Consider the following 22,480-nt stretch of genomic DNA (forward strand, 5'->3'; position numbering starts at 1 on the left):
AGCGCCCTTCCACTTTCCTGTATCGTCAAAGCAGCTGCGCACATCATGCGCAGCTGCGATCACGCATTGCAGAAGACGTCGTTAGTCGATCGTCTTGCCCTGGAGCATAGCGGCAACCTTCTTGGAAGGCACGTACTTCTTCTTCATCTCGCGACCTTCGATGCGCACGCCCATGCTGCGCGCCGTACCGGCGATGATCTCCATGGCAGCCTCAACCGTGTTGGCGTTGAGGTCCGGGAGCTTGATCTCGGCGATCTCGCGGAGCTGGTCCTCGGTCAACGTGCCGACGGACTGCAGCTGCGGGATGCCGGAACCGCTGCTGATGCCCAGCTTCTCCTTGATGAGCACGGCCGCCGGAGGAGTCTTGCACACGAAGGTGAAGGACTTGTCCTCGTACACCGTGATCTCAACCGGGATGATGGTGCCGGACTGGTCCTGCGTCTGAGCGTTGAACGCCTGGCAGAACTGCATGATGTTGACGCCCTGAGCGCCGAGCGCCGGGCCAACCGGAGGAGCCGGGTTCGCGGCACCCGCGGGGATCTGAAGCTTGATAAAGCCGGTTTGCTTCTTTTCAGCCATGGTGAACTATCCTTTCAGCTGACTGTCACACATAAAGTTAAACGTTGTTTCTATCAACAAAGCGGCTGGTTTCGAGTGAGAAGCCCCGGTCCACGCGGGCACGCGAAGCCGCTTTTGTTCGCACCTTTAGATCTTCGCCACCTGATCGAACGAAAGCTCGACAGGAGTTTCGCGGCCGAAGATGGAGACCATAACCTTCACCTTGCCCGCATCAGGCGACACCTCGGAAACCACGCCATCGAACTCGGCGAGGGGACCCGACACAACCTTGACCGATTGGCCCACTTCCAGGCTCGAAGAAACCGCAGGCTTCTTCTTCGTGTCCGTGCGCTTCATGATCTTGTTGTACTCTTCGCGCGTAAGAGGAGCAGGGTTGCCGTCCGCGCCCACGAATCCGGTTACGCCCGGCGTGTTGCGAACTGCGGCCCAGCTACGATCGTCCAAGTCCATACGGACGAGAACGTATCCGGGGAACACCTTCTTCTCGCTCTCGACGCGACGACCGCCCTCTTTGATCTCGGTGACCGTCTCCGTCGGGATTTCGATAGCGAACACATTGTTCTCAAGACCCATCGTTTCGATGCGCGTCTCGAGGTTCTTCTTAACCTTGTTCTCGTATCCTGAATACGTATGCAGGACGTACCACTTCTTAGCCATCTGCTAAGCCCCCAAACCAGAAATCGCAACCAACAACGGCGTGATAACGACGTTGTCGAGCACGGCGACGTACACGCCGAAGAACAACAAGGCAACAACCACGACAACGCTCCAACGGAGCACGTCCTGCTTAGTCGGCCAGGTAACGCGCTTCAGCTCAGAGCGCACGTCCTTGAGAAAACCGAAGCGGCGCTTCTTCGCCGGCTTCTTCTCAGCCTTCTTCTCAAGTTCCTTGCGCTGCGCCTTGTCCTGCTTGCCGTCGTTCACGGACGTTTCGTTCTTCTGGGATTTCTTGAAGAACTTCCTCTTGGGCGCTTCAGTTTCAACAGCGTCCGCCTCAGCGACCTTGTTCGCCTCGGCTTCGGCAGCCTGAAGCTGCGCCTGCTCCTTGCGAGCAGCACGAGCAGCAGAAGCCTTCGCACGCTGTGTCTTTGATTTCTTCGCCATCTGATTCCTTAACCGGGGATCGTTATCCGTCTAAACGCCAAACAAGCAGCCTGATTCCAAGCTGCTCATCCAAGCAACCTGAATGCAAGCTGCTCATATCTCGAGCTGGCAGGCCAGGAGGGACTCGAACCCCCAACATGCGGTTTTGGAGACCGCCGCTCTACCAATTGGAGCTACTGGCCTATGCTCGTGCAAACCTCAGACGCGCTATCGGGTCTCTTTATGCACCGTGTGGCACTGGCACCACTTGCAGTACTTCTTCAACTCGATACGGTCGGGATTGTTCTGCTTGTTCTTCTTGGTCGTGTAATTGCGGCGCTTGCACTCCGTGCATGCCAAGGTGACCAACGTACGCATGAATTCTCCTTTTACCTAATCCGAACGGCGCTCGAATCGCATACACATGAATTCTCATGAACGGGGCCCGCTGATGCGGGCCCCGCATAAGGTTAACCGGTGAAACAGGGTGCTACTTGATGATCTTGGTCACGCGACCGGAGCCAACCGTGCGGCCACCCTCGCGGATAGCGAAGCGCAGGCCCTCTTCCATCGCGATCGGGTGAATGAGCTCGCCCTTGATCTCGATGTTGTCGCCCGGCATGACCATCTCGGTGCCCTCGGGAAGGTGGGCAACGCCCGTCACGTCCGTCGTGCGGAAGTAGAACTGCGGACGGTAGCCGTCGAAGAACGGCGTGTGGCGGCCGCCCTCTTCCTTCGTCAGGATGTAGACCTGGCCCTCGAACTCGGTGTGCGGGGTCACGCTACCGGGCTTGCAGAGAACCTGGCCGCGAACGATGTCCTCGCGCTTGACGCCGCGGAGCAGGCAGCCGATGTTGTCGCCAGCCTGAGCCTCGTCGAGCAGCTTGCGGAACATCTCGATACCGGTGCAAACCGTGTTAGCGGTTTCCTTGATACCGATGATCTCCAGCGGGTCGTTCACGTGCAGCACGCCACGCTCGACACGGCCGGTGGCAACGGTGCCACGACCGGTGATGGTCATGGTGTCCTCAACAGCCATCAGGAACGGCTTGTCGACCATGCGCTCCGGCGTCGGGATGTAGGAGTCAACGGCGTCCATGAGCTCCCAAACCTTGTCCTGCCACTCCTTCTCACCCTCAAGAGCCTTGAGAGCGGAGCCGCGGATGATCGGGGTGTCGTCGCCGGGGAACTCGTAGCTGTCGAGCAGCTCGCGAACTTCCATCTCGACGAGCTCGAGGAGCTCCTCGTCGTCGACCATGTCGCACTTGTTCAGGAAGACGACGATGTAGGGAACGCCGACCTGACGGGCGAGCAGGATGTGCTCGCGGGTCTGAGCCATGGGGCCGTCGGTAGCGGCGATAACCAGGATGGCGCCGTCCATCTGAGCAGCACCCGTGATCATGTTCTTGACGTAGTCAGCGTGACCGGGGCAGTCAACGTGAGCGTAGTGGCGAGCTTCCGTCTCGTACTCGATGTGAGCGATGGAGATCGTGATGCCGCGCTCGCGCTCTTCGGGGGCCTTGTCGATGTTCTCGAAAGCCGTGAAGTCGGCGTGAGCGGTGCCGTGAGAGCCGTCGTTCTCGGACAGCGTCTTGGAAATAGCAGCCGTCAGCGTCGTCTTGCCGTGGTCAACGTGACCGATGGTGCCGATGTTAACATGCGGCTTGGAACGCTCGAACTTCTCCTTAGCCATGTGTCATCCTCCTTATAGGGTTCGCTTTCGCGAAAACAAAACAAAAAATAACGACGCGTCCGACAAAGCGGACGCGGAATAATGCAAATGGTAGCGGTGACTGGATTTGAACCAGTGACGCCACGGGTATGAACCGTGTGCTCTGACCAACTGAGCTACACCGCCATTTAGCATGGAGCCTGCGATCGGACTTGAACCGACGACCTCTTCCTTACCAAGGAAGTGCTCTACCGACTGAGCTACACAGGCGAAAGATGGTGGGCGCGCTAGGATTCGAACCTAGGTAGGCATAGCCAACGGGTTTACAGCCCGTCCCCTTTAGCCACTCGGGCACACGCCCATAATTCGCTGCTCAATTCATGTGTATTTATCAAGCTGCCTGCCGCTCTTTCGTTTGTCCCGAACGAGCGAGCAGGAGAATAATACGCTAGGATTCAAACCGTGTCAACCATCTACACGCCTCCGGGTGTGTCTCCATCATTCCTCCTCACTTTGACCCTCTTGCATGGATATAGAGTCGGCGGGCTTTTTCTCCCCTATACCGCTATCACCTGGATAAACGGCTTGCAACAGCGGCTGATACGCACTTATGAGGGTATCCAGGCTCATGCGAGCATTTGCTCCGCTTGTCGAAGGAAGCGGCACAAAATTTGCTTCCGGGATCATTTTCCTTGCATAGCGCTTGAAAAGTTCTTCGGCTTTTCTTCCCGTGGTGAACACCGTGGAAATCGAGGCGATTCGCACGATGCGCTCCAGATCGTTGGGGACGGGATTCGCAATGCTTGCATCCGAGGCGCCTTCGATGGTGCACGAGGCCAACACGTCCCAAAGCGCAATATGGTGCCGTAGCGCAAACTGCGCGCGGGCATCGGTGCCTTTTGGTTCTACCTCGTCGAACAAAGCCGCCAAGACCTTCCAGAAGCGATTTTGGGGATGGGCGTAGTAAAAGCCCGCCCTGCGCGAAGCCGGCGAAGGCATGGTTCCCAAGACAAGTACGCGCGAAGACTCGTTGAACACCGGCTCGATCGGGTGAACGACGCTTTCGACTCGGCCCATGCGGCGGCGCTCCCCTACGCTCGGCTGGGAAACTCGACGGACGCCCGAGCCAACACGTGGCCCTGGATGGCGCGGCGAAACTCGTTAAGGTAGTACCCCTCGGGAAGGTCGAGCTCGCAATCGAGCGCATAGACGGTCAGCGTGTAGACATGCGTCTTGTCTGGAGGGTACGGTCCGGAATAGCGTTGCGTCACCTGCGGGTTGGAGCTTCCGCCGGCAAGAGGCGACCAGTTGCTGTTGGATCCCTGAACGCAAGGCACGGCTCCCGACGCGCTTGCATTTTCGGGAATACGGGTTGCGTCGGGCGCAATATTGCAGGCAAGCCAGTGAATCCAGCAGAATCCGCCCACGGGAATGGCGTCCCAATCGACGAACGCAAGCGCAAGCGATCGCGCGCCCTCCGGCACGTCCGTCACCTCGAAAGGAAACGAACGGACAGGATTTCCGTCCACCGTGTATTCCTCCGGGGCGTATTTCCCGAACCTGTCAGGCAAAAGCCCGTTCTCAAGCTCAACGGTTACGCGCATCCCTCTCCCCTTTCGACATCCGGCGCTTGCGCGCGATACGAAAAAAGGGCCGAAGCCCTCTTTTCGTATATGGTTTTCCAACTTAGAACTGAAGCGCCGCCGTGAATTGCGCCCACGACAAGGGGTCGGTGTCGCGCACGTAAGCGTTGAAGGTTGGTGCGTGCACGTAATGCGAGCCGCCGTAGCTGACCGCGATGCCAACGTGGCCGTAGCGCCACAGGACGTCGCCGGGGCGAGCCTGGGACACCGGAACGATATTGGAAGCAGCAGCGTACTGGGCCTCGCTCTGGTGCGGCACGTAGCGACCGACCTGACGGTACGCCCACGTAACCAAGCCGGAGCAGTCGAACGCGTCCGGACCCTCGGCGCCCCAAACGTACGGGCAGCCGATACGGCTCATGGCATAGCCCACCACGCCGCTGTAGTCGCCGACGCTTCCGCCGCCGCCACCGCCGCCGATGTTGCCGCCGCCACCGCCGCCGCCAGCGTTTCCACCGCCGCCGCCACCGCCGGGATACACGATGGAACCGCCGCCGCCAGAGCCGCCGTTGTTCTGCTTGCGAGCCTCTTCCTCGGCAGCAGCCTGAGCAGCTGCTGCTGCGGCGGCCGCTGCAGCAGCCTGCTCTTGCAGCAGAAGCTCCTGCGCCTCGGCGTCGAGCGTGCTGACCAGTTTGGCCGCGTTATCGACTTTGGCCTGAACCTCAGCCTGAATCTGCTTGGCCTCTTCAGCCTTCTGCGACGCGATCTTTTCCTGGCGAGCATACTCGTCTTTGGCAGTCTGAAGTTCTTCGCGCAGAGTCTTGGTCTCGTTGACCATGTTCGAGTCGTTCTCGTTCATCTGGTTCAGAAGATCCCAGTTCTGCGTGAACTCGTCGAACGACGTAGCGCCCAGGACGAAATCGAGGAAGCTCGAAGAGCCGGAGCGGTACATGCTGCGCGCACGCGTTCCCAGCTTGTCCTGGAGATCGGCGATCTTGCCGTTGGCGTCGTCGATCTTCACCTGCTCGGCCTCCATGGCCTGCTTGGCAGCGTCGCGCTTGTCCAGCGCGGAATAATAGTTGATCTCGGCTGCCTCGAGGTCAGCCTGCAATCCAACCAACTGATTGCGGACGGCGTCAGCTTCGGCTTGCTTCTCAGCAGCCGTCTCTGCGAACGCGGCCTTCGGAGCCATAAAAGAAAGGGCGCCGAGCGCAGCAGCGCCGCTGATAAATGCTCGCCTGTCAAGTCCGATTAGATGCTCGCTCATGCGAAAGCCTCCTAGATTGAGCACGTAGTACGTATGGGCAAAAGCTGAACGAATAATACCATGTTTGCGCCGTGGAACAAAAAGCGTTGTGGAGGCATTTCATAACCCCTGCTCAGGTAGGAAAGACTGGGCAACCGCTTGAAAAGCCGTCCGCCGTATCGGGCTCCCAATGACTTAATGAGCCTGGGAACTGGGCAAATGCATTACCACAACCACTTGTGCCCCTACTTCTATATATAGTAGAACGGGCCCGACGCTTGCGCATCAAGCCCGTTTCCATTCGGTTCGGCAGGTGCAAAACCGCTTTACTTCGAGACGTCGGCCTCCATGTAGTGATCGAACTCGTGCTGCACGGCCTCTGACGGTGCAGCGGTAAGCTTCGACACGATAACGATAGCCAGAAGCGACACGATGAACGCCGGCAAAAGCTCGTAGATGCCGAACACGCCGCCCAAGGGCTTGATGAGGTTATGCCAGATGAGCACCGTTGCCGTACCGGCGATCATGCCGGCAAGCGCACCCTGCATGTTCGTGCGACGCCAGTACAGGCTGCACAGCGTAAGCGGGCCGAACGACGCTCCCAGGCCAGCCCAAGCGTAGCTGACCACGCCGAAAATGGACGAGTTCTCGTCGTACGCCACGAATATGCCGAACAGGAAGACCGCAATGAGCGTAAGACGCGCGACGATCATGACCTGGCGGTCGGTGGCGTCCTTCTTGATGACGCCGCGGAAGATGTTCTCGGCCACCGACGAACCGGCGATCAGCAGGTACGAGGACGACGAGCTCATGGATGCGGCGAAGATGCCGGACACCACAACGCCGCACATGAAAGGCGGCAGGATCATCTGCGAAAGCACGATGAACACGTTCTCGGCCGCCGCTTGCGTTGCGAACTCGGTGGGGATGATGGAACGTCCCACCAGGCCGATGCAGATGCCGCACGCCAGCGACACGACGCACCACACCACGGCGATAACGCGCGATTTCTTGATTTCCTCGGCGTCACGGATGCCCATGAAGCGCACGAGCACCTGCGGCATACCGAAGTAGCCAAGGCCCCACGCCAGCATGGAAGCGATGGTGATGAGCGGATAGTCAGCCGGAACGTCGAACAGCGGCGCGCCGTTTTCCACGATCTGCTTGCCGGCCTCGTCCACGATGGGCACCGCGATTTCCGTGCCGCTCAAGAAGCCGGGGATGCTCTGCAGGAAGGCCACCGTGTTGTCGATGCCGCCCGCCCAGGCCACCGAACCGACAAACACCACGGCCAGTGCGAAGAACATGAGCACGCCCTGCACGAAGTCGGTAGCAACAACGGACAAGTAGCCGCCCACCAGGGTGTACAGAAACACGACGATAGCGCCGAGCACCATCATGGTGGAGTAATCCAGGCCGAACAGCGTGGCGAACAGCTTGCCGCACGTTACGAAGCAGCTGCCCACGTACACGCAGAAGAAGACCATGATGATGATCGCAGCCACCGTCGATACGATGTTCTTCGTATCATGGAAGCGCTTGCTGTAGAATTCCGGCAGCGTGATGGAGTCGCCCGCCACCACGGAATACTTCCGCAAACGCTTCGCCACGAATTTCCAGTTCAAGTAGGTGCCGATCGCCAAGCCGATAGCCGTCCACATGGCATCGGAAGCGCCGGTGAAGTACGCGACGCCCGGCAGGCCCATCAGCAGCCATCCGGACATGTCGGACGCCTCGGCGGACAGTGCCGTCAGCCACGGGCCGACGCCGCGCCCCCCTAGAAAGTACTCCGCCGTCGACGAGTTTGATCGCTTCGCGTACACGAAGCCGATGGTCAGTACGACGATAAAATAGATGAGCATCGCCAGTACGGTCCAGAAGTCGCTGGTGACCACGTTCGTCCCCTCCCCTCATAGTGATCCGATTCAAATCGGAAGATGTGCGAAACGATGGGATTATAAGGCATAACGGTCCGCGAAAGGTCGACTATTCGCCAAGCCGCGAACAGGCTCGGCCGATCGCGCGGGAATACGGCCCTTCCGCGAACCCCGTTCGCCGGGGCGCAGGGAGCGCTGCGCATGGACGCTTTGCGCAATCCGGCAAGCCCGCAAAGCCCCTGGCAGCTGCCCGATCGGGCCGATCGGGACAATCGGGGCTTCGCCCATGGTTGGCCGGCAACGGATACTTTATACTGTGGCGGTACGAGCAAGACGATCAGGCGGAAGGACGCACGATGACAGCGTACGCAGAGCGAGCAACCGAGGAGCTATCCGAGCTCAAGGCGAGTTTGGAACGGGAGCATGCCGCATTCAAAGCACAGGGCCTCGCGCTCAACATGGCGCGCGGCAAGCCCTCGAAGGCGCAGCTTGACCTAAGTATGCCTCTGCTGGAAACGCTGACCACACTCGAAGCCTGCACGGCCTTAGACGGCACCGACGCGCGCAACTACGGCGTGCTCGACGGCCTGCCCGAAGCGAAGGCCCTGATGGCAACCATGCTGGACGATCAGCCCGAAAACGTGATCGTGTTCGGCAACGCCAGCCTGAACGTCATGTACGACACCGTGGCGCGCTGCTGGATGTTCGGCACCTTGGGATCGGCTCCCTGGTGCTCGCTCGATCGCGTTGCCTGGATCTGCCCGACGCCGGGCTACGACCGGCACTTCGGCGTGACCGAGGCGTTCGGCATCGAGATGATCCCCGTTCCCATGACCGAAGACGGTCCCGACATGGACGAAGTTGAGCGCATCGCTGCGTCGGATGCGGCGGTCAAGGGAATTTGGTGCGTGCCGAAGTACTCGAATCCCGGCGGCGTCACGTACTCAGACGAAGTGGTGCGCCGCTTGGCGTCCATGACCTGCGCCGCCGCCGACTTCCGCATATTCTGGGACAACGCTTACGGGATGCACCACCTGTTCGAAGCAGCGGACGAGCAGGACCACCTGCTTGACATCGCACGGGCATGCGCCGAAGCGGGAAATCCCGACCGTTGCTTCAAGTTCGCCTCCACTTCCAAGGTCACGTTCCCGGGAGCCGGAATTTCTGCCATGGCGGCCAGCCCGGCGAACATCGCCGAGGTCAAGCGCTGCATGGGCGCGCAGACCATCGGACACGACAAGCTCAACCAATTGCGCCACGTACGCTTCCTGCGCGATGCCGAAGGGCTGGCAGAGCACATGCGCAAGCACGCCGCCATCCTGCGCCCGAAGTTCCAGCTGGTAGTTCGCAAACTGGAAGAAGGACTGGCCGACGTGGGCGAATGCGCATGGAGCAACCCGCGCGGCGGGTACTTCGTGTCGTTCGATGCGCCGGAGGGAACGGCTGCGCGCGCCGTGGAGCTGGCCAAGGAAGCCGGGGTTACCATGACCGGCGCAGGAGCCACGTACCCCTACGGCCGGGATCCGCGCGACTCGAACATTCGCATCGCGCCCAGCCTGCCGCCGCTTGAAGAGCTTGACCAGGCCATGGACGTGTTCGTTTGCTGCGTCAAGCTTGCCTACGTGGAAAAGCTGCTGCGCTAACGCAACGCAAGCAGAGAAGCGGAGCGGGGCGAAGGGAACGCCGTCAACCCTTCGCCCCGCTCCGCTTTTTATCGGATAGCCGCCAGATCTTCGGCCAGGCTCATGTGGAATTCGACAATCGAGCTCCACGTCCTACCGTCGCCCGTAATGATGGGCGTATCACGTTTGCGCTGATCGATGACGTCGTTGTGGTTAAGCCCAGGCTCCCCTTCCGGCACGCGCAGCTCCTGCCAAGGATCGCGCTTCGTGGACGAAGCGGGAACCAGCCCGTCGTTTTCGCCGTCGTAGCGTTTCACCATCCAGTGCATCCACGCGCCCTTAGGCGAGCGATGGCGCGGCTGCTCGACGACTCCGAACGTGCGGTACGCGATGTCGGGCAAGTCGGGATACGCTTCGTTGAAGCGAGCGGCGCCCTCCGTCGACAGATCATGCAGCACGCCAATGCAGTCGGCATACATGTCGCCGTTTTTCGTGGCCTTCCAGTTGATGGGAGACGCAATCCTCTCCAGGCACGACGAGCTCATCCCAAGAAAATGATCGGCGGTTCTCAATCCCCCGTGCGGCGTTGCGAACGTGGTAATGGAGGCGATGCGGCCCCGCATGCTCGGTCGATGAGCCAGGCAACGCGCGTCGAGGCCGCCTTTGGAATGGGCGATGATATGAACCTTGGGGGCTTCGGTTAGTTTGAACGCCATATCCAGCGTACGCTCAAGCTGGTAGACGTTCGATTGAACCGATCCGAGGGAATCCTGGTTTCCGAACATCGCGATGCCGCCCCGCCGACGAATCTCCTGGGGAATGCGGCCCCACAGGTTCGACTCGATCGCGCTGCGATCATGGGCAAGAATTCCGTGTAGGTACACGAACGGATACGAAGTTGAAAGATCGGTCAAAACGGCTCCGAATCAACGATGATGCGCAACGGTGCTCCCAGCTGCTTTCTGCTATGTACAGGAAACGATTACAGCACGAATCAACGAGCGCGACAAGAAGCCGCTTCGGAATTGCCCAGATCGAACACGCAAACAGCGCAGACGGCAGGGGGCGAACAGCACGTGCCCGCAAGTCGTAAAAGCCTCCCCGACAACCGAGGTTGTCGGGGAGGCTGCATTCGCAGGCGCCCGGGGAGGGAGGGGACGCTGCGAGGCCTATAGACGCAGGTTACGCGCCCAAGGTATCAAGAGGCTCGTCCAACTTGCCCAGCGCCGAGCGCACGGCAAGCACGCCGAACGTCCAAGCGCGGCCATGCGATCCGCCCGTAATGAACAGCGGGTAGTCGTCGCCATAGTACGAACCGGAAACGTTGCCGGAAGCGTACAGACCGCCCAGAGGCTCGCCATCGGGCTTCACCACTTCAAGCTTTTCATTGATCTTCAAACCGCTCACGGTGCTGAGAACGGCGGGCATGCGCTTGACCGCGTAGAACGGAGGCTGCTTGATTGCATTCCAGGACATAAATTGGCCGTTTACGCCGAAGTCTTCGTCAACGCCCTTTTCTGCAAGTTCGTTGTACCGGGCAACGGTCTTGAGGAATGCAGCCTTCTCGATCCCGCAAGCGTCCGCAAGCTCTTCAAGCGTGTCGGCCTTCACAATGGCGCCGCGCTCGATGGCGTCCTGCCAGTCGGCTTCCGGGTTCGTAGTGGCACGGCTGTGGCTGTTGGGATGCTTGTAATCGCCCTTCGCCGCATGCACGGCCCAATTGGCGTCAGTGATCTGGAAAGCGGTCTGCTCCGGCTGGAGACGGACGGACGTCACCACGCTCTGGTAGCCCAGGTCCTCGTTCGCAAAGCGCTCGCCCTTGAGGTTCACGCGCAACCACGGAATACCGGAGTACGGAGCGCCGCCTTCGGGCATCCACGTGGGATCGAAGTGCATCATGATGCAGTGCGGGCCCTCATCCATGGCCGCACCGGCCCAAAGGCCCATCTTGTGACCGTCGCCCGTGTTGCACGGTGCGCCGTGCATGGTCTGCACGCCTTGCAGCATAGGGGCGAAGCACTCGAGCATTTCGGGGTCGTCGGACAGATCGCCCGTGGCCATGAGAACGCCCTTGGAGGCGTTGATTTTCACGTACGACTTGTCTTTGCGCTGGCCCACGACTCCCGTCACGCGACCGCTCTCGTCCTGGACAAGACGAACCGCAGAAGTTTCGTACATGATGTTCGCCCCTGCAGCCACAGCTTTTTCAACCATGGTATTCAGGAGCAGACGGAACTGCTCGTAGCGCGTTGCCATGTCGTTGTTGATAAACCAGCCATACGTATGACCGCTCTCCAACATGACGGGCGTATGCTCAGGCGTTTGGCGAATGATATAGTCCATAACCTCGCCGCTGCGGCGCAGGAACAGATTGACCGCACGCGGATTGTCGCGGCCATTGGACAAGTTGGCAAAATCGGCGTAAATCTGAGGCAAATCGTACGTCTGGCCTGCTTCCAAGAACTTCTTGGAATTGTAGGCGGCCACGCACCACCCGTTCGTCTGAACCTTTTCCATCTTCTGAAGCACGGTCACTTTAGCCCCGCTCTGCGCGGCAGCAAGCGCAGCCGTCGTGCCCGAAGAACCCAATCCTATGATGCAGATTTCGGTATCGATGGTCTCTGCGATGTCTCCGTCCGCAATGGGCTCAGGTTTCGTTTCCCAGCTCCAGCGCGTCTGCACCGCCTCTTCCTTCTTCTGCTCCCCGGTGTCCTTCGGGGAGCACCCCGCCATACCTGCAACAGCCGCACCCGCAGCCGTTACCGCCGCTGCGGTCAGAAAACCCCTACGAGACAACTCCTTCATGAAACCGCCTCCCTTTCTCGTTCTTTGCTTTCGCACGGTCTCGCATCTGCTTGATGCTGGGCAAGACTTTACGTCGGAAGCAACGGAGGATCGTCACCCATCAGCTGCTTTAACCAGGGGAATTAACGCCTCCCCTTCTCCCCCTTCTTGCTGAAAACAGGGGGATTTCCAGCTCATGCGCGTATTGGAGGCTCTGCAGGCTCATGCAAGTCGGTATAATTGTCCGCACGTCTGGGGAGGCGTATAAAGGAGGGGCGCATGGAGGGCGAACAAAGAAAACTGTTGGGAATGCCGTTCTGTTTTGCGGGAATGGGAATTTTTCGCGCATGGACCGAAACCGTGTACGCCAACACTTCGATAGTGTTCCCCATTCAGGCAAACGCCTTCGCCGACTTCACCGCTTTCAACATGATTACCGCCATCACGCTCGTCGTCGTTGCGCTTGGCGCAAGCAGGATTGCACCTCTGTACGGCAAGTCATGGCCGGCTCCCGTTGCTGCCATCTGCCTCATCGCGTCAACATGCTGTAATTTTTATTCCATACTCGACCCCGGAACCAGTCAATACCTAGGTATCCCCGCCGTCATTGCGGGAGGAGTAGGCATAGCGTTTCTTATTTTGCTGTGGTCGGAGCTTTTCGGATGCCTGAACCCCTTGCGCGTAGCCCTCTACTACTCCGGAGGAATCGTTGTCGGATCGCTCATCCTTTGGCTTTTCAAGGGTTTGGCGCTGCCTTGGCTGTTCGTCTGCACCTGCCTTGTCCCAATGGTATCGCTCGCATGTCTCAAGCAGGCGTACTCCTACCTTCCTGACACCGAGCGGCCCCATGCCACCTGGGGATCGTTTTCGCTTCCCTGGAAGCCAATCGCCGTCGTTGCGCTTTATTCGTTCTCATACGGACTGTGCGAGCACGTATTCGAAGGACCGCTCGGCATCCATTCAGGATTGGGCTGCGTGTTTGCAGGCGTGCTCGTATACGCCTGCATCAGCTTGCGCCGCACGGCTTTCCAATTCTCCGCGCTTTGCAAGATAGCCTTGTTGCTTATTGTATTCTCGCTTGTTCCTTTCGGAGATTTCCTCCCGCGAGGAAGTTTCATTTCAAGCTTTTGCGCTCTTGGCAGCTACACGCTTTGCTTGATTGTAATCATGATCATTCTCAGCAACCTCGTCTACCGCTACGGCGTCAACGCACTATGGCTATTCGGGATCGAGCGAGCAGTGCGCCTTGTTTCCGTGCAAGCGGGAATCGGAACAAGAGATCTCACGAGCCTTGTTGCATCGCCTTTCGCAGTGGATGTTGCATTGGGCGTCGTGGTCACCTTGTCGGTAGTTTTCGCAACAAAGCTACTGCTTTCGGAAAAACAGCTCTCTTCGCCTTGGGGTGCCGTGCTCAAAGAAACCCTCGAAGACGACCAAAACATGCCAACCGAAAGAAATCGCCTGGGAATAAAGTGCCAAGAACTCGCGGAACGAGCGGCGCTCACGCAACGCGAAGAGGAGATTCTTCTGCTGCTTGCGCAAAGGAAGAAGCCTGCCGACATCGAACGCGAACTGTTCGTAGCGAACAGCACCGTAAAGACCCATGTGAAGCACATCTACCAGAAACTCGACGTGCATTCTCGCAAAGAGCTGTTCAACCTGCTGGGCATCGAAAACGCAGGGTAACGGGCTAGCGGGCAAACGACGCACGCCGCATCAAGCGACGGCTCCGAGATGCGCAGAGGGATCCGCGCGCGGAAGCGTTCGGAAGGCGCGCCTTCGCATTTGCCCGCGGGATAGTGGCGCTTCACAGTGAAAAGCCTTCGCCCCGCACCTCCCGCACCTGAAGTATTCGACCAAGAAGCTGCTCCTTTTGCGCCGAACCGCGCTCTTGACAGATCGACGCCAACATACACGTGATCCCTGACTGCTCGATTTTTACTCAAATGTTGCGTACGGACTCGCTCCCTCAAAAGCCGCATCTCCGTGAACTGGGCTAATAGAATGCAGCCCTTAGAGGGACGACGACAAGGAGGGCCTACGGCCCAAAAAACGCAACATTGCGCGTAAAATCGAGCAGAAGCACCGGCCGCTACGTCAAACATCTGCCGGCATCTTGCAAGCCGCTCGTAAAAAAGCCCTCGGCGCAATGCCGAGGGCTTTCAACTTTCAGGAACTCACCACCACGCTTGCATCCGCGCGTTCGCTTACGCCTCCGCGTACACGTCCTTGAGCTTGAGCAGGTGCTCGTAGCGCTCCAGAGCAGCCTTCTCGTTGCGCTCGAACAGCTCGGTCGCGCGCTCGGGGAACTCGCGCGTCAGGCGGCTGTAGCGTGCCTCGTTCATAAGGAACTCCTGGTAGCCGCCCGCGGGCTCCTTGGAATCCAGCACGAACTTCTTGCCCGCAGGAGCAGCCGGGTTGAAGCGGAACAGGTTCCAGTACCCGCAGTCGACCGCCTTCGCCATTTCGTCCTGGCAGTTGGCCATGCCGCCCTTGATGGAGTGCATCTCGCACGGCGAGTAGCCGATGATGAGCGACGGTCCCGGATACGCCTCGGCCTCGGCGATGGCCTTGATGGTCTGGGCCGGCTTCGCGCCCATGGCCACCTGCGCCACGTACACGTAGCCGTATGCCATAGCGATCTCGGTCAGGCTCTTCTTCTTGACGTCCTTGCCGGCGGCCGCGAACTGCGCAACCTGGCCGATGTTGGTAGCCTTGGAAGCCTGGCCGCCCGTGTTGGAGTACACCTCGGTATCAAACACGAACACGTTCACGTCCTCGCCGGAAGCCAGCACATGATCAAGGCCGCCGTAACCGATGTCGTACGCCCAGCCGTCGCCGCCGAAGATCCACACGGACTTCTTGGTCAGGTATTCGCTGTTCTCCAGGATGTCGGCGGCAATGTTGTTATCCTCGGCGATTTCCTGGAGCTTGGCCACATACGCAGCAGCCGCCTCCTTGCTTGCCTCGGCCTCGTTGCGCGCCTCAACCCAAGCTTGCGCCGCATCCTTCACGGCCTGATCAGCATCGGAGGCAAGCAGCTTCTCCGTGTCGGCCAGCAGCTTGTCGCGCACGGCCTCGTGACCCAACAGCATGCCCAAGCCATGCTCGGCGTTGTCCTCGAACAGCGAGTTCGACCATGCAGGACCATGACCGTCCTTGTTCATGGTGTACGGCGAGGTAGCTGCAGGACCGCCCCAGATAGACGAGCAGCCCGTCGCGTTCGCCACGTACATGCGATCGCCGAACAGCTGCGTGACCAGCTTCGCGTACGCCGTCTCGGCGCAACCCGCGCAAGCGCCCGAGAACTCGAGCAGCGGCTGCTTGAACTGGCTGCCCTTGACCGTCGCATCGCCCAAAGCGGGCTTGTCGGACACCTGGTCGACGCAGTAGTTGAACACGTCTTGCTGAGCCAGCTCGGCTTCCTGGTCCACCATCTTGAGCGAATCGCTCGGGCACACGTTCACGCACACGCTGCAGCCCATGCAGTCGAGCGGCGAAATGGCTAGCGTGTACTGCATGCCTGCGGCGGCCTTGCCCTTCGCCGGCACCAGCGTGATGGCGGACGGAGCAGCGGCGGCTTCCTCTTCGGTCAACGCGAACGGACGAATGGTGGCGTGCGGGCACACGAAGGCGCACTGGTTGCACTGGATGCAGCTTGCCGCGTCCCACGTGGGAACGCTCACGGCAACGCCGCGCTTCTCGTACGCAGCCGCACCCTGCTCGAACTGGCCGTCAGCATGTTCCACGAACGCGGACACGGGCAAACGGTCGCCGTCCATGCGGCCAACCGGCTCCATGATGTCGCGAACCATCTTGACCAGCCCAGGGCGGCCCTCAAGCTCGGCACCCTGGCCCTCGTCCTTCGCGTCAGCCCAGCTGGCCGGCACGTCCACGCGCACGAACGCCGTCGCGCCAGCATCGATAGCGCGATGGTTCATATCCACGACTTCCTGGCCCTTCTTCAGGTACGACTTCGTAGCCGCGTCCTTCATGTACTGAAGAGCCTCGTCCTGCGGGATGACGTTTGCCAGCGTGAAGAACGCCGACTGCAGGATGGTGTTCGTGCGCTTGCCCATGCCGATCTCGCGAGCAAGGTCGATGGCGTTGATGGTGTACAGCTTGATGTTGTTGTTGGCGATATAGCGCTTGGCCTCGGCGCTCAAGTGGTGCTCGAGCTCTTCCGGCGTCCACTGGCAGTTGATCATGAACGCACCACCGGGCTTCACGTCGTTGACCATGCGGAAGCCCTTGGTGACGTAAGACGGGTTGTGGCACGCCACGAAGTCCGCCTTGTTCACGTAGTACGTGCTCTTGATGGGAGAATCGCCGAAGCGCAGGTGGCTGATGGTCACGCCGCCCGTCTTCTTCGAGTCGTACTGGAAGTACGCCTGCACGTACTTGTCGGTGTGGTCGCCGATGATCTTGATGGAGTTCTTGTTCGCGCCCACCGTGCCGTCGCCGCCCAGACCCCAGAACTTGCACTCGATGGTGCCGGCCGCAGCGGTGTTGGGGCTGTTCGGATCCTCGGGCAAAGACAGGTTCGTCACGTCGTCGACGATGCCGACCGTGAACTCGCGCGCCGGCGCATCCTTCTCGAGCTCCGTGTAGATGGCGAACACCGAAGACGGCGGGGTATCCTTCGATGCCAGGCCATAGCGGCCGCCAACCACCGTAAGATCGGTGCGGCCCTCGTGCGCAAGCGCGTTCACCACGTCCATATACAACGGCTCGCCCAGGGAGCCCGGCTCCTTGGTACGGTCCATGACCGCGATCTTCTGCACGGTGGACGGCAGCGCCGCCATGAACTTCTCGGACACGAAGGGACGGTACAGGCGAACCTTCACCAGACCCACCTTCTGGCCGTTGGCGTTCAGGTAGTCGACAACCTCTTCCACCACGTCGCAGAACGAGCCCATGGCCACGATCACGCGGTCGGCGTCGGGAGCGCCGTAGTAGTTGAACAGCTGGTAATCGGTGCCCAGCTTGGCGTTGACCTGGTTCATGTAGTCCTCGACCACGGCAGGCAGCGCGTCGTACACGCCGTTGCACGCCTCGCGGTGCTGGAAGAAGATGTCGCCGTTCTCATGGCTGCCGCGCATGGCGGGACGCTCAGGGTTGAGCGCATGCTCGCGGAACGCGCGCACGGCGTCCATATCGCACATCTCGGCCAGATCGTCGAAATCCCACACGGCGATCTTCTGCACCTCGTGCGACGTGCGGAAACCGTCGAAGAAGTTGATGAAGGGGATGCGACCCTTGATGGCGGCCAGATGGGCGACGGCGGACAGGTCCATGACTTCCTGGACGTTGCTTTCGGCCAGCATGGCAAAACCGGTCTGGCGGCATGCCATGACGTCGGAGTGGTCGCCGAAGATGCTGAGCGCCTGGGTGGCCACGGTGCGCGCGCTTACGTGGAACACGGTCGGCAGCATCTCAGCGGCAATCTTATACATATTGGGGATCATGAGGAGCAGACCCTGAGAAGCCGTGTACGTGGTGGTCAGAGCACCCGCAGCAAGCGAGCCGTGAACCGCGCCTGCAGCGCCGCCCTCGGACTGCATCTCGCACACCTTGACAGTGGTGCCGAAGATGTTCTTCTTTCCTGCAGCGGACCACTGGTCCACCAGGTCGGCCATAGGGCTCGACGGGGTAATAGGATAGATGCCTGCGACCTCGGTAAACGCATAGGAGACGTACGCCGCGGCATTGTTGCCATCCATTGATTTGAATTCTCTCGTCATATTCCTCTCCTTTGAAGGGGATGTGGCCCGACCGGAAATTCGCACGGAGAACGCAAGCCCCCGTGTGACGCAATCGCACGCGCGGGCCCCGACCCTCTTCTCTCGCACAGAACTCTTCGCCTGATCCGACTATACAGCCCTCATAATACCAGTACGAATTCGCCTCGCAGCGCGGCGGACGCACCGGACGGCATGTCGCGGGCGCACTCGTCGGCAAACGGCCTGACTCGCGCGCAAGCAGCACCTGCAAAAAGAGAGCCCGCCTCCCTGAGGAGACGGGCTCGAACCAGCTTCATCGCGCATGCGTTCCGCAAGCAGCGCTTGCCAAGAACCGAGACGCTACTTGCCCAAATCGGGGTGCAGCAGCGAGGGCGCAGCCCCCAAGAGCAAGCGCGTGTAGTCGTCTTTCGGATGTTCGAACACCTCTTTGGCGGTGCCGTTTTCCACAGCCTCGCCCGCGTTCATCACGATGATGCGGTCGGAAATGTAGCGCACCGTCTGGATATCGTGGCTGATGAACACCATGGACAGGCCGAGCTCCTTCTTCAGGTCCATGAGCAGGTTCAGAATCTGTGCGCGCACGGACACGTCAAGGGCGCTCGTGGGCTCGTCGGCAATGATGGCGTCGGGCTTGAGCGACAGGGCGCGCGCAATAGCCACGCGCTGGCGCTGGCCGCCGGACAGCTGGCCCGGCAGCGCGTCGAGCACCGACCCCGGCAGGCCGACCATCTCGATCAGCTCGTTCACGCGAGCCTCGCGAGACGTCTTGTCGCCCACCTTGTGCACCACCAGCGGGTCAAGCAGCTGGTCGTGCACGCTCATGCGCGCGTTGAGCGCCGTGGCGGGGTCCTGGAAGACCACCGAGATCACGCGGCCGATCAAGCGGCGCTGGGCGGCGGAGCGCTTTGTAACGTCCTCGCCCTTGAAGAACACGCGGCCCTCCGTGGGCTGCTGCAAGCCGCACATCACGTTGGCCGTGGTGGACTTGCCGCAGCCGGACTCGCCCACGATGCCCAAGGTCTGACCCGGCATCAGCTTGAGGGTCAGGCCGCGGACGGCCTGCACCTTGTTCGGGTGCAGGATGGAGCCGGTGCGCGTCTTGAACGTCACGCGGATGTCGTCGAGGAAGATGATGGGCGTCTGCCCGTCGGCGGCGGAAGCGTTCGCCACGTTCGTTTCGAGTTCGCTCATAGCAGCACACCTCCAGGAACGTACGGTTTGATGCCAAGGCGCTTGAGTTCGCTGTCAGGCAGCTCGGCGTAGTAATGATCGGTGCTTTCGACGCGCTTGAGCACGGGACGCAGCTGCGACACCTTGTCGGGATGGCTCGAACGCGGCGTGAAGCGGTCGCCCTGAGGGAAGTCCTTCGGGCTGGGAACGCTGCCGGGAACCTGGTGCAGGCGGTCGCCGCCGGCTTCGATGGAAAGCACCGAGCCCAGCAGTCCGCGCGTGTACTCGTGCACGGGGTGGCACAGGATGTCCGACACCGGACCCTGCTCGACCACCTGACCGGCGTACATAACCGTGATGGAGTTCGCCACTTCGGCGACAAGCGCCAGGTCGTGGCTGACGAACACCATGGCGAAGCCCAGTTCCTTCTGCAGCTTGTTCAAAAGGTCGATGACCTGCTTCTGCACGGTCACATCAAGAGCCGTAGTGGGCTCGTCGGCGATGATGACCTTCGGGTCGCGCGTGAGCGCCATGGCGATGAGCACGCGCTGACGCTGGCCGCCCGACAGCTCGTGCGGATAGGAGTCGAGCGTGCGCTTCGGGTCAAGGCCCACCAGCTCCAGCAGCTCCTCGGCGCTACGGGTGCCGCCGCGCTTGGTCAGCTGCTTCATCTGAGCCCTGATCAGCATGGACGGGTTGAGCGAAGACAGCGCGTCCTGGTAGATCATGGCGATTTCGCGGCCGCGCAGAGCGTTCATCTGCTTCTGGTCCATGGCCAGCAGGTTCTGACCGTCGTACAGGATCTCGCCCGTGACGGTTGCCTTCGGATCGAGCAGGCCCATGATGGTCAGCGACGTAATGGACTTGCCGCAGCCGGACTCGCCCACCAAGCCCATGGTCTGGCGCGGGCGCACCACGAAACTCACGTGGTCCACCACGTTCACGTCGCCGTGACGCGGGAACTTGATGCACAGGTCCTTGACTTCCAAAATAGGCGGCACATCGGTGCGAGCCTCAAAGCGATCGGTGCGCGTCTTCTCGATGGTCTGCAGCTGCATCAGGCGCTTCTCCAGCATGTCGGCCTGAGCGGCGTACGCCAGCGTGGGGTCGGCAACCATCTTGTCGGCTTCGCGCTCGGCCAGCACGGCGGAGTCGTCAGCCTTGACCGGAGCCTTGGGAGCGGCGGCCATGGCGTCGGTGATGCCCTCGGACAGGATGTTCAGGCACAGAACCGTGATCATGATGGCAAGACCCGGGAACAGCGCCTGCCACCAACGACCGGACAGCACGCCGTTGCGGGCGTCAGCCAAAATGTTGCCCCAGGTGGGAGTAGGCTCGGGGATGCCGGCCGAGATAAAGGACAGCGACGCCTCGAACACGATCGCGTCGGCCACCAGCACGATGGTGAACACCATGACCGGGGCGATGCAGTTGCGCACAACGTGCTTGACCAGGATCCACGGGGCGCGAGCGCCGCTTACGACGACGGCGCGGACGTAATCTTGGTTGTACTCCGAAACCACGTTCGCGCGCACGATGCGGGCGATCTGGGGAATGTACAGAAAGCCGATGGCGAAGATCAACGTTGCCAGCGAGTTACCGAACGCGATGACGAACGTGGCGGCCAAGGCGATGCCCGGGAACGACATGATGACGTCGAGCACGCGCATGATGACTTCGCTGACCCACTTGCGGGACACGGCGGCGATAGCGCCGATGATCGAGCCGCACACAAGCGCAAAGCCCGTAGCGCCGATGCCGATGATGAGCGAGTAACGCGCACCGTACATCATGCGCGACAAAACGTCGCGGCCCTTGTCGTCGGTACCGAACAGGAACTGCGCATCAGGAGCCTGGCGCGCCGTGAAGATAGCCAGCGGATCATGCGGGGCAACGATATTCGCAAACGCGGCGATCATAACGACCAGCACCAGCACCACAAGCGAGATGCGCGAGCCGATGCCCATGGCCTTCCAGCGACGGAAGCGAACCTTGCCCGGGTTGGCCTCCATTTTCTTCGTAAGGTTTCCTCGTAACTGAACCATGCTACACCGTCCTGATTCGCGGATCGATCAGGATATAAAGCATATCCACGATGATGTTGATAACGATGAAGGTGATGGCCACCACCAGCACGACGCCCTGAACCAGCAAAACGTAGCTGTTCTGGATGCCCGAAAGAATGGCCATGCCCATGCCGGGGAGGTTGAAGATAACCTCGATGACCACGGCGCCGCCGATCAGGTAGCCGATGCGCAGACCCAGAACCGTAACCGGCGTGATGAGCGCGTTGCGCAAGACGTTGCGCGCTACGACGACGCTCTTCGGAATGCCCGCGCCCAACGCCGTGCGCACGTAGTCCTTGTCCAGCTCCTCGACCATCGACGTGCGGATAACGCGCGTCAGCTGGCCGGTAACGGGGACCGCCAACGCGATGGCCGGCATGGCCATGCGAGCGAGCCACCCTGCCGGATCCTGCGATATCGTGGGCAGCGGACCCGACGCCGGCAGCAGGTGCAGCATCGAAGAGAACAGCAGGATCATGAGCACTGCAAGCCAGAACGAAGGCGTTGCGATGCAGGCGATCGAGAAGACGCGGATGATCTGGTCGGGCCATCGATCGCGGTACAGCGCTGAAACAACGCCCAATATCACCGCGAAAAAGACCGCTATGATCAGACCGAGGAACGTCAGCTGCAACGTGACCGGCAGCGCTTCGGCGATACGGTCGGATACGGCTGCTTTGTTAGCACCGTACGTTCCCATGTCCCCCTGGAACAGGCCGGCCATATAGTTTCCATACTGTACGAGCACCGGATCGTTCAACCCGTGCTCCTCGCGGTACTGCTCGGCTTGCGCCTCGGTGGCGTTCTCGCCCAAGACCGAATAAGCTTGGTCAATAGGAGACAGCGCCATAATGAAGAACACGAGAATGGTCACGCCGAAGATCATGATCGGCAGCGCTATCAGGCGCCTTCCGATCAGTCGTAGCAGGTTGCTCACCGCGTCCTCCTTTCGTTTTACGGCTCTTACGCTTTGACAATTACTGGCTTTGTGCGCGGGCCGTTTTCAGCCGAATGCGGCCCGCGCACAAACATCCATTAGGCATTCTATATGAAT

Annotated in this window: 17 protein-coding genes and 4 tRNA genes; 2 read left to right on the top strand and 19 right to left on the bottom strand. The window is 60.4% G+C overall.

Annotated features, from left to right (window positions below):
* Positions 1-81: 81 nt before the first annotated feature.
* The 13 genes from rplK to putP form a co-directional block, all read right to left on the bottom strand.
* Positions 82-579, bottom strand: a complete 498-nt coding sequence (gene rplK / locus LQE90_RS08630) for a 50S ribosomal protein L11 (protein ID WP_216529448.1) — start codon at positions 577-579, stop codon at positions 82-84.
* A gap of 126 nt (positions 580-705) precedes the next feature.
* Positions 706-1,236 carry a transcription termination/antitermination protein NusG gene (gene nusG / locus LQE90_RS08635; RefSeq protein WP_114567174.1) on the bottom strand — a complete coding sequence of 177 codons (531 nt, stop codon included), beginning with the start codon at positions 1,234-1,236 and terminating at the stop codon, positions 706-708.
* Between the two features lie 3 nt (positions 1,237-1,239).
* Positions 1,240-1,683 carry a preprotein translocase subunit SecE gene (gene secE / locus LQE90_RS08640; protein ID WP_114567173.1) on the bottom strand — a complete coding sequence of 148 codons (444 nt, stop codon included), beginning with the start codon at positions 1,681-1,683 and terminating at the stop codon, positions 1,240-1,242.
* Between the two features lie 106 nt (positions 1,684-1,789).
* A tRNA-Trp gene (locus tag LQE90_RS08645) sits at positions 1,790-1,866 on the bottom strand.
* Positions 1,867-1,890: 24 nt separating this feature from the next.
* Complete coding sequence (gene rpmG / locus LQE90_RS08650; RefSeq protein WP_080803366.1) at positions 1,891-2,040, bottom strand: 50S ribosomal protein L33; 150 nt, start codon at positions 2,038-2,040, stop codon at positions 1,891-1,893.
* Between the two features lie 112 nt (positions 2,041-2,152).
* Positions 2,153-3,355 carry an elongation factor Tu gene (gene tuf / locus LQE90_RS08655; protein WP_114567172.1) on the bottom strand — a complete coding sequence of 401 codons (1,203 nt, stop codon included), beginning with the start codon at positions 3,353-3,355 and terminating at the stop codon, positions 2,153-2,155.
* A gap of 88 nt (positions 3,356-3,443) precedes the next feature.
* Positions 3,444-3,520 (bottom strand) — tRNA-Met (locus LQE90_RS08660).
* An 8-nt stretch (positions 3,521-3,528) separates the two neighbouring features.
* Positions 3,529-3,604: transfer RNA gene (locus LQE90_RS08665), tRNA-Thr, on the bottom strand.
* A gap of 6 nt (positions 3,605-3,610) precedes the next feature.
* Positions 3,611-3,695, bottom strand: a tRNA-Tyr gene (locus LQE90_RS08670).
* A 137-nt stretch (positions 3,696-3,832) separates the two neighbouring features.
* The gene (locus tag LQE90_RS08675; RefSeq protein ID WP_216529449.1) at positions 3,833-4,411 is read right to left on the bottom strand and encodes a DNA-deoxyinosine glycosylase; all 579 of its coding nucleotides are present in this window, start codon (positions 4,409-4,411) and stop codon (positions 3,833-3,835) included.
* A 14-nt stretch (positions 4,412-4,425) separates the two neighbouring features.
* On the bottom strand, positions 4,426-4,938 hold the full coding sequence (locus tag LQE90_RS08680; RefSeq protein WP_216529450.1) for a YbhB/YbcL family Raf kinase inhibitor-like protein: 513 nt from the start codon (positions 4,936-4,938) through the stop codon (positions 4,426-4,428).
* An 82-nt stretch (positions 4,939-5,020) separates the two neighbouring features.
* Complete coding sequence (locus tag LQE90_RS08685) at positions 5,021-6,184, bottom strand: coiled-coil domain-containing protein (protein ID WP_114567169.1); 1,164 nt, start codon at positions 6,182-6,184, stop codon at positions 5,021-5,023.
* A 305-nt stretch (positions 6,185-6,489) separates the two neighbouring features.
* The gene (gene putP, locus LQE90_RS08690; RefSeq protein WP_114567168.1) at positions 6,490-8,058 is read right to left on the bottom strand and encodes a sodium/proline symporter PutP; all 1,569 of its coding nucleotides are present in this window, start codon (positions 8,056-8,058) and stop codon (positions 6,490-6,492) included.
* 338 nt (positions 8,059-8,396) lie between these two features.
* Here putP and LQE90_RS08695 point away from each other — a divergent pair, with 338 nt between their 5' ends.
* Positions 8,397-9,683 carry an aspartate aminotransferase type Ic gene (locus LQE90_RS08695; RefSeq protein ID WP_216529451.1) on the top strand — a complete coding sequence of 429 codons (1,287 nt, stop codon included), beginning with the start codon at positions 8,397-8,399 and terminating at the stop codon, positions 9,681-9,683.
* 68 nt (positions 9,684-9,751) lie between these two features.
* On the opposite strand, the gene LQE90_RS08700 is transcribed toward LQE90_RS08695, so the two are convergent.
* Together LQE90_RS08700 and LQE90_RS08705 are read right to left on the bottom strand one after the other, a co-directional pair.
* Positions 9,752-10,576 carry an esterase/lipase family protein gene (locus tag LQE90_RS08700; RefSeq protein WP_216529452.1) on the bottom strand — a complete coding sequence of 275 codons (825 nt, stop codon included), beginning with the start codon at positions 10,574-10,576 and terminating at the stop codon, positions 9,752-9,754.
* Between the two features lie 268 nt (positions 10,577-10,844).
* The gene (locus LQE90_RS08705; protein ID WP_216529453.1) at positions 10,845-12,467 is read right to left on the bottom strand and encodes an FAD-dependent oxidoreductase; all 1,623 of its coding nucleotides are present in this window, start codon (positions 12,465-12,467) and stop codon (positions 10,845-10,847) included.
* 258 nt (positions 12,468-12,725) lie between these two features.
* On the opposite strand from LQE90_RS08705, the gene LQE90_RS08710 reads away from it, so the two are divergent.
* On the top strand, positions 12,726-14,132 hold the full coding sequence (locus LQE90_RS08710; RefSeq protein ID WP_114567165.1) for a helix-turn-helix transcriptional regulator: 1,407 nt from the start codon (positions 12,726-12,728) through the stop codon (positions 14,130-14,132).
* A gap of 521 nt (positions 14,133-14,653) precedes the next feature.
* Here the strand turns inward: LQE90_RS08710 and nifJ are convergent.
* The 4 genes from nifJ to LQE90_RS08730 all read right to left on the bottom strand — a co-directional run bounded on the left by nifJ (position 14,654) and on the right by LQE90_RS08730 (position 22,363).
* The gene (nifJ, locus tag LQE90_RS08715) at positions 14,654-18,190 is read right to left on the bottom strand and encodes a pyruvate:ferredoxin (flavodoxin) oxidoreductase (RefSeq protein WP_216529454.1); all 3,537 of its coding nucleotides are present in this window, start codon (positions 18,188-18,190) and stop codon (positions 14,654-14,656) included.
* A gap of 339 nt (positions 18,191-18,529) precedes the next feature.
* On the bottom strand, positions 18,530-19,381 hold the full coding sequence (locus tag LQE90_RS08720; protein WP_114567163.1) for an ABC transporter ATP-binding protein: 852 nt from the start codon (positions 19,379-19,381) through the stop codon (positions 18,530-18,532).
* Positions 19,378-21,405, bottom strand: coding sequence for a dipeptide/oligopeptide/nickel ABC transporter permease/ATP-binding protein (locus LQE90_RS08725; RefSeq protein ID WP_114567162.1), 2,028 nt, complete (start codon positions 21,403-21,405; stop codon positions 19,378-19,380). Before LQE90_RS08725 ends, LQE90_RS08720 begins: the two co-directional genes overlap by 4 nt.
* A 1-nt stretch (position 21,406) precedes the next feature.
* On the bottom strand, positions 21,407-22,363 hold the full coding sequence (locus tag LQE90_RS08730; protein ID WP_114567161.1) for an ABC transporter permease: 957 nt from the start codon (positions 22,361-22,363) through the stop codon (positions 21,407-21,409).
* Between the last annotated feature and the right edge of the window lie 117 nt (positions 22,364-22,480).

This window comes from Paraeggerthella hominis, from assembly GCF_021044775.1.
GTDB lineage: Bacteria > Actinomycetota > Coriobacteriia > Coriobacteriales > Eggerthellaceae > Paraeggerthella > Paraeggerthella hominis.